3 protein-coding genes are annotated in these 4,232 nt (G+C 68.9%); 1 reads left to right on the plus strand and 2 read right to left on the minus strand.

Annotated elements, in window-relative coordinates; translation table 11 throughout:
• Window positions 1-157: 157 nt before the first annotated feature.
• A complete protein-coding gene (locus ACIRDX_RS21060; protein WP_396627400.1) occupies window positions 158-1,651 on the minus strand; it encodes an FAD-binding oxidoreductase in 1,494 nt (497 codons plus the stop codon).
• Window positions 1,652-1,827: 176 nt separating this feature from the next.
• On the opposite strand from ACIRDX_RS21060, the gene ACIRDX_RS21065 reads away from it, so the two are divergent.
• Window positions 1,828-2,526, plus strand: a complete 699-nt coding sequence (locus tag ACIRDX_RS21065; RefSeq protein WP_396627401.1) for a PEP-CTERM sorting domain-containing protein — start codon at window positions 1,828-1,830, stop codon at window positions 2,524-2,526.
• 56 nt (window positions 2,527-2,582) lie between these two features.
• On the opposite strand, the gene ACIRDX_RS21070 is transcribed toward ACIRDX_RS21065, so the two are convergent.
• Window positions 2,583-4,232, minus strand: a 1,650-nt coding sequence (locus ACIRDX_RS21070) for a hypothetical protein (protein WP_396627402.1), incomplete at its 5' end; no start/stop codon positions are given.

Consider the following 4,232-nt stretch of genomic DNA (forward strand, 5'->3'; position numbering starts at 1 on the left):
CGACGCCCACGGGCGGAACAGCTCGTCGACGTTCGAACCGAAGGCGCGCTCGAGGCCGACCGTCAGTCCTGCGACGACGGCGAGGTGGGCAAGGCAGCCGATGACCATAACGCTTAACGCTTAACGATTAACGCCGAACGCCGAACGCTGACCGAGGTCACGCCGGCTGCACGTTCGCGTTGAGGCGGAAAAGATTTGCCGGATCGTACTGCTTCTTCACGGCGACCATGCGCGGGAAGTTCTCGCGGTAGTTCGCGTTGAGGACGGCGCGCGATTCGTCGTTGACCTCGTTGATGTAGAAGCCGCTGGTGAGGGGCTCGATCGTCGACCAGTACTTGCGCGTCCATGCCATGTGCGGCGCCGCGTCGTCGCCGACCTTCCACGAGACGGCAGCCATCAGCGCGTGCTGCGCGTGGCGGTGGGGGAAGGCGCAGGTCCCCACGGGATGCCGGCCGATTGCGCCGCCGGCATGCTGGGTGAAGACGCCCGTGGACCGGGCGGGGTGACCCTCGAACCCGTCGATCACCCCGGCGATCAGCTTCTCGCTGATGCCCGTGGTGAAGCCGCTCTTCATGTACTCGCCCATGGTCCGCGCGTCGGTGTAGTCGCCGGACTTCTGGAAGGCCACGTAGGGCTGGGCCTTGATCGTGTTGGCGATCGGCGTGCCGAGCGTGCGGAGGGTGGCGAGGTCGCGGTCGGCGTCGTCGCCGCAGTAGCAGATGTGCAGCAGCGACACGCCGTCCTTGCCGCCGGACGGCTGCGACATCACGAAGTCGACGTAGAGGTCGTCGGGCGCCTTCTGCGACCACTCGGCATAGAAGCGCAGCAGGTCGCGCGCCCGCGCGATGGGGAATACCACCTCGCCGCCGGTGACGATGCCGGAGAACGGGTGCAACTGGAACTCGAAGTTGGTGACGACGCCGAAGTTGCCACCGCCGCCGCGGACGCCCCAGTAGAGGTCGGGGTTCTCGGTGGCGTCGCCGTGGCGGACCGACCCGTCGGCCGTCACCACGTCCACGCCGACGACGTTGTCGACCGCGAGGCCGTACTTGCGCGCGAGCCGGCCGAAGCCGCCGCCGGTGGTGAGGCCACCGACGCCGGTGTGCGAGACCGTGCCGAGCGGCGTCATCATGCCGTGTGCCGCGGCTTCGTGGTCCACGAGGCCCAGCAGCGTGCCGCCCTCGACGTAGGCCCGCTTCGCCTTCGGGTCGACGCGCACGCCGCGCATGTTGGAGAGATCGATCTGCAGGCCCTTGTCGCAGGTGGACATGCCCGAGAAGCTGTGACCGCCGCACTTGACGGCCACGAGCAGGCCATGGGCCGACGCGAAGCTCACGGCGCGCCTCACGTCGGCGGTGCCCGTGGGCTGCACGATCAGGGCGGGGCGCTTGTCGATCGACGGGTTGAGCACGCGCCGGGCGGCGTCGTACCCGGCCGAGGAGGCGAGCAGGACGGGCCCGCGCAGGCTGGCGGCGAGGTCCTTGATGGACGATGCGGGCAGGGTGACGGGGCGGCCGTCGCCGCGGACAGCCTCCAGGTCGCCCGTGGCGGCGGCCGCGGCCTGGTACAGGCCGGCAAACGAGGGCCGTGCCGCAAGCGGCAGGAGTCCCGAGACGGCCGCAGCCGACTGCAGGAAGGTACGTCGATACATGGAACCTCCGTGTGGTACCAACGTGCGACAGGGGCGAAGTGAACGAGAAGTGGGGCGAGTTCCTGGAATAAACGCCTTAAGTCTCGTCTTTGGGTGACTTCGCTGAGTGGCCCGGCGCCTTCTGAGGGGTTTCGCACGAGTCGGCACGTGGCGCGATCCTTGCTAAAGCCTGTGGCATGTTCACTCCTTTCGTCGTCCGGCGTGGCATGTTGTCGGCGTGCAAGGCTGCCGCAACGGCCCTTGTCTTCTCACTCGCCACCACTGCGGCTGCGCAGGCGGCTCCGATTGTCATCACGTTCGATGCCGGTGACCCCATCGGCGGCCTTGCCGTCGGACAGACGCTGTCGAACCAGTACGCGGCGTTCGGCGTGACGTTCGCCCCTAATGCCTTCAGCGGCCCGGGCGGTCCCCTGGGCGACTGGGCCACCAACACCGACATGACCGTGGTGAGCAGCACGGGCGGCGAAGTCGGCACTCTGGGGACGCCGCTTCTCGTCAGCGGCAACCTGCTCCGGTCGTACCTCGTCTGGCCCGATGAGGACGGTGACCCCAGCTTCACCGCCACGTTTGCGGGTGGAATCTCCAGCTTCAGCGCCACGTTCGCGAGCATCGCCACCATCGAGTCCGTGCGACTGCTGGCGTACAACGGCTCCACGCTCCTGGATACGGCCACGGCCACGGCGACGGGGCTGCAGCAGGTGCTGAGTGTGTCGAGCGCGACGCCCATCACCTCCGTGGTCGTGCTTCCTGGCGATTTCCTGGACTGGGTGGGCGTGGACAACATCACGTTCGACACCAGGCAGGTGCCCGAGCCGGCGACGCTGCTCCTGCTGGGCGCCGGCCTCGTGGGCGCCGCGCGCCGTCGTCGCCGCTAGTCACCTCCGGCGGTGACGCACGGGCCGCGTGGTGCGCCACGCGGCCCTTTTGCGTTTCAGGGCACGATCACGCGCGTGCCGTACGGCGGCGGACCGACAGGGGCGATCGTCCAGTCGCCCGCCGCGAACACCTCGCCCCGCATCAACTCCGCGCCCAGTCGCAGTCGCGGCGCCGCGCCCTGGCCCGTGATCCGGTACAGCCGGTTCGGATCCACGACGAACCACTCGGGAAACTCGTTGAGGCGGACGTAGTTGCGCGCCAGGTTGATCACGCGCCGATGGCGCGCGATATCGAACTGCAAACGGGCCGAGGACACGCCGCCGACGTGCAGGCGCAGCGCCTCGCCCTCGGGCACGGCCCCCAACTGCAGCCCCGTCGCCTTGTCGGCAGGCATCACGCCCTGGCTCTTCATCAGCGCCCAGAGCAGCAGCGTGCGGTTGAAGTTGCCCTCGCCGTACCAGTCCTCGATGTGACCGTCGGGGCGCTGCATGGCTGCCATCACCCGCATCTCCGACTCGATCCAGTCGAGCGCGGCCGGCACGGGCTCGCGGTTCACGAGGTAGATCGCGCTCTCGAGTGCGTCGGCGTAGCCGTCGAACGAGCCGAGCGGCAGGTTGGCGTCGGCTGACCGCGGCTCCCACACCTGGCGGCGATACTTCGGCAGATTGCCGAGCACGCGCCGCACGGCGTCGCGGTAGGTGACATCGCCGGTGACCTGGTAGTACGTGTACATGGCACCGTACACGTAGCCCCAGTTGTCCGACAGCGTGCGATCGATGGGCGCGAGCGTGCGCGCGTCGACCTGGTTGTACAGCATGCCGTCTTCGTTGGCCGACTGCAGGATGCGGTCGAGCATCGTCTTCACGGCGACGCCGTACCGCGCCGCGCGATCCGACTTCAGGTCCGCCTCGAGTGCGTAGAGCAGCGTGAGCCCGACGACGAGTTCGTTGCCGTGGTCGCGCAGCCGCAGTTGCGCCTCGCCGGTGTGCGTGGCGAAGTCCCACTTGGTGGACGGCACGCCGAAGTTGCCCGGCAGCACTTCCTCGACGTAGGCGTCGCCGATGCGTCGCGCCCACGCGAGGTACTGCGGGTCGCTGGTCATGGTCGACAGGCGGACCAGCACCTGCAGGAAGTCGCCGTTGAGCTCGCTGTCGACGGCGGGAATGCGTCCCCAGCGCGTCTCGTGCGGTGCCTGCTCCATCGCGTCGGCGATCATGTCGGCCATGCGGTGGAACCACGGCGTGCGGCCGAGCAACTCGGTGACGGTGATGAGGCCGTCCTTGGCGTACTCACCCGCCCCGAAGAGACTGGCGGGGCCGAGCGTTCGTGCCGTGATGTCGTAGTTGCCAGGCACCGAGGCCGCCACCGTCATGTAGCGGACCTCGTTGCGCAGCATCTCGAGCATCCGGCCCTCGTACACGGCCGGATCGGTGATGCGCGCGGTGAGGATCAGGTACGGATAGAGGTCGGCCGAGAAGTTGTGCGGCGTGGCCACGCGTGCGGTGCCCGTCACACGGTCCGGCATCAGCGTGGTGGTCGGGTCGGCATCGCGCAGCCAGGCCTGCAACAGGCGATCGCACGCGGCGATCGCGGTGGCGTAGTCACCAGCGCGCGCCCGTGTCTCGTCCACCGCCGAGCGTGACTGCGCGTCAACGCCGCCCGCGCCCGCCGCCCACGCCACCAGCGCGAGCACCCACCCGATGGC

Source organism: Luteitalea sp. (genome assembly GCF_044337415.1).
Classification (GTDB): domain Bacteria; phylum Acidobacteriota; class Vicinamibacteria; order Vicinamibacterales; family Vicinamibacteraceae; genus Luteitalea.

Excerpts from the sequence above, each read along its gene's own strand:
- ACIRDX_RS21065 (WP_396627401.1), top strand. The coding sequence starts at position 1,828 with ATGTTCACTCCTTTCGTCGTCCGGCGTGGCATGTTGTCGGCGTGCAAG.
- ACIRDX_RS21060 (WP_396627400.1), bottom strand. The coding sequence starts at position 1,651 with ATGTATCGACGTACCTTCCTGCAGTCGGCTGCGGCCGTCTCGGGACTC.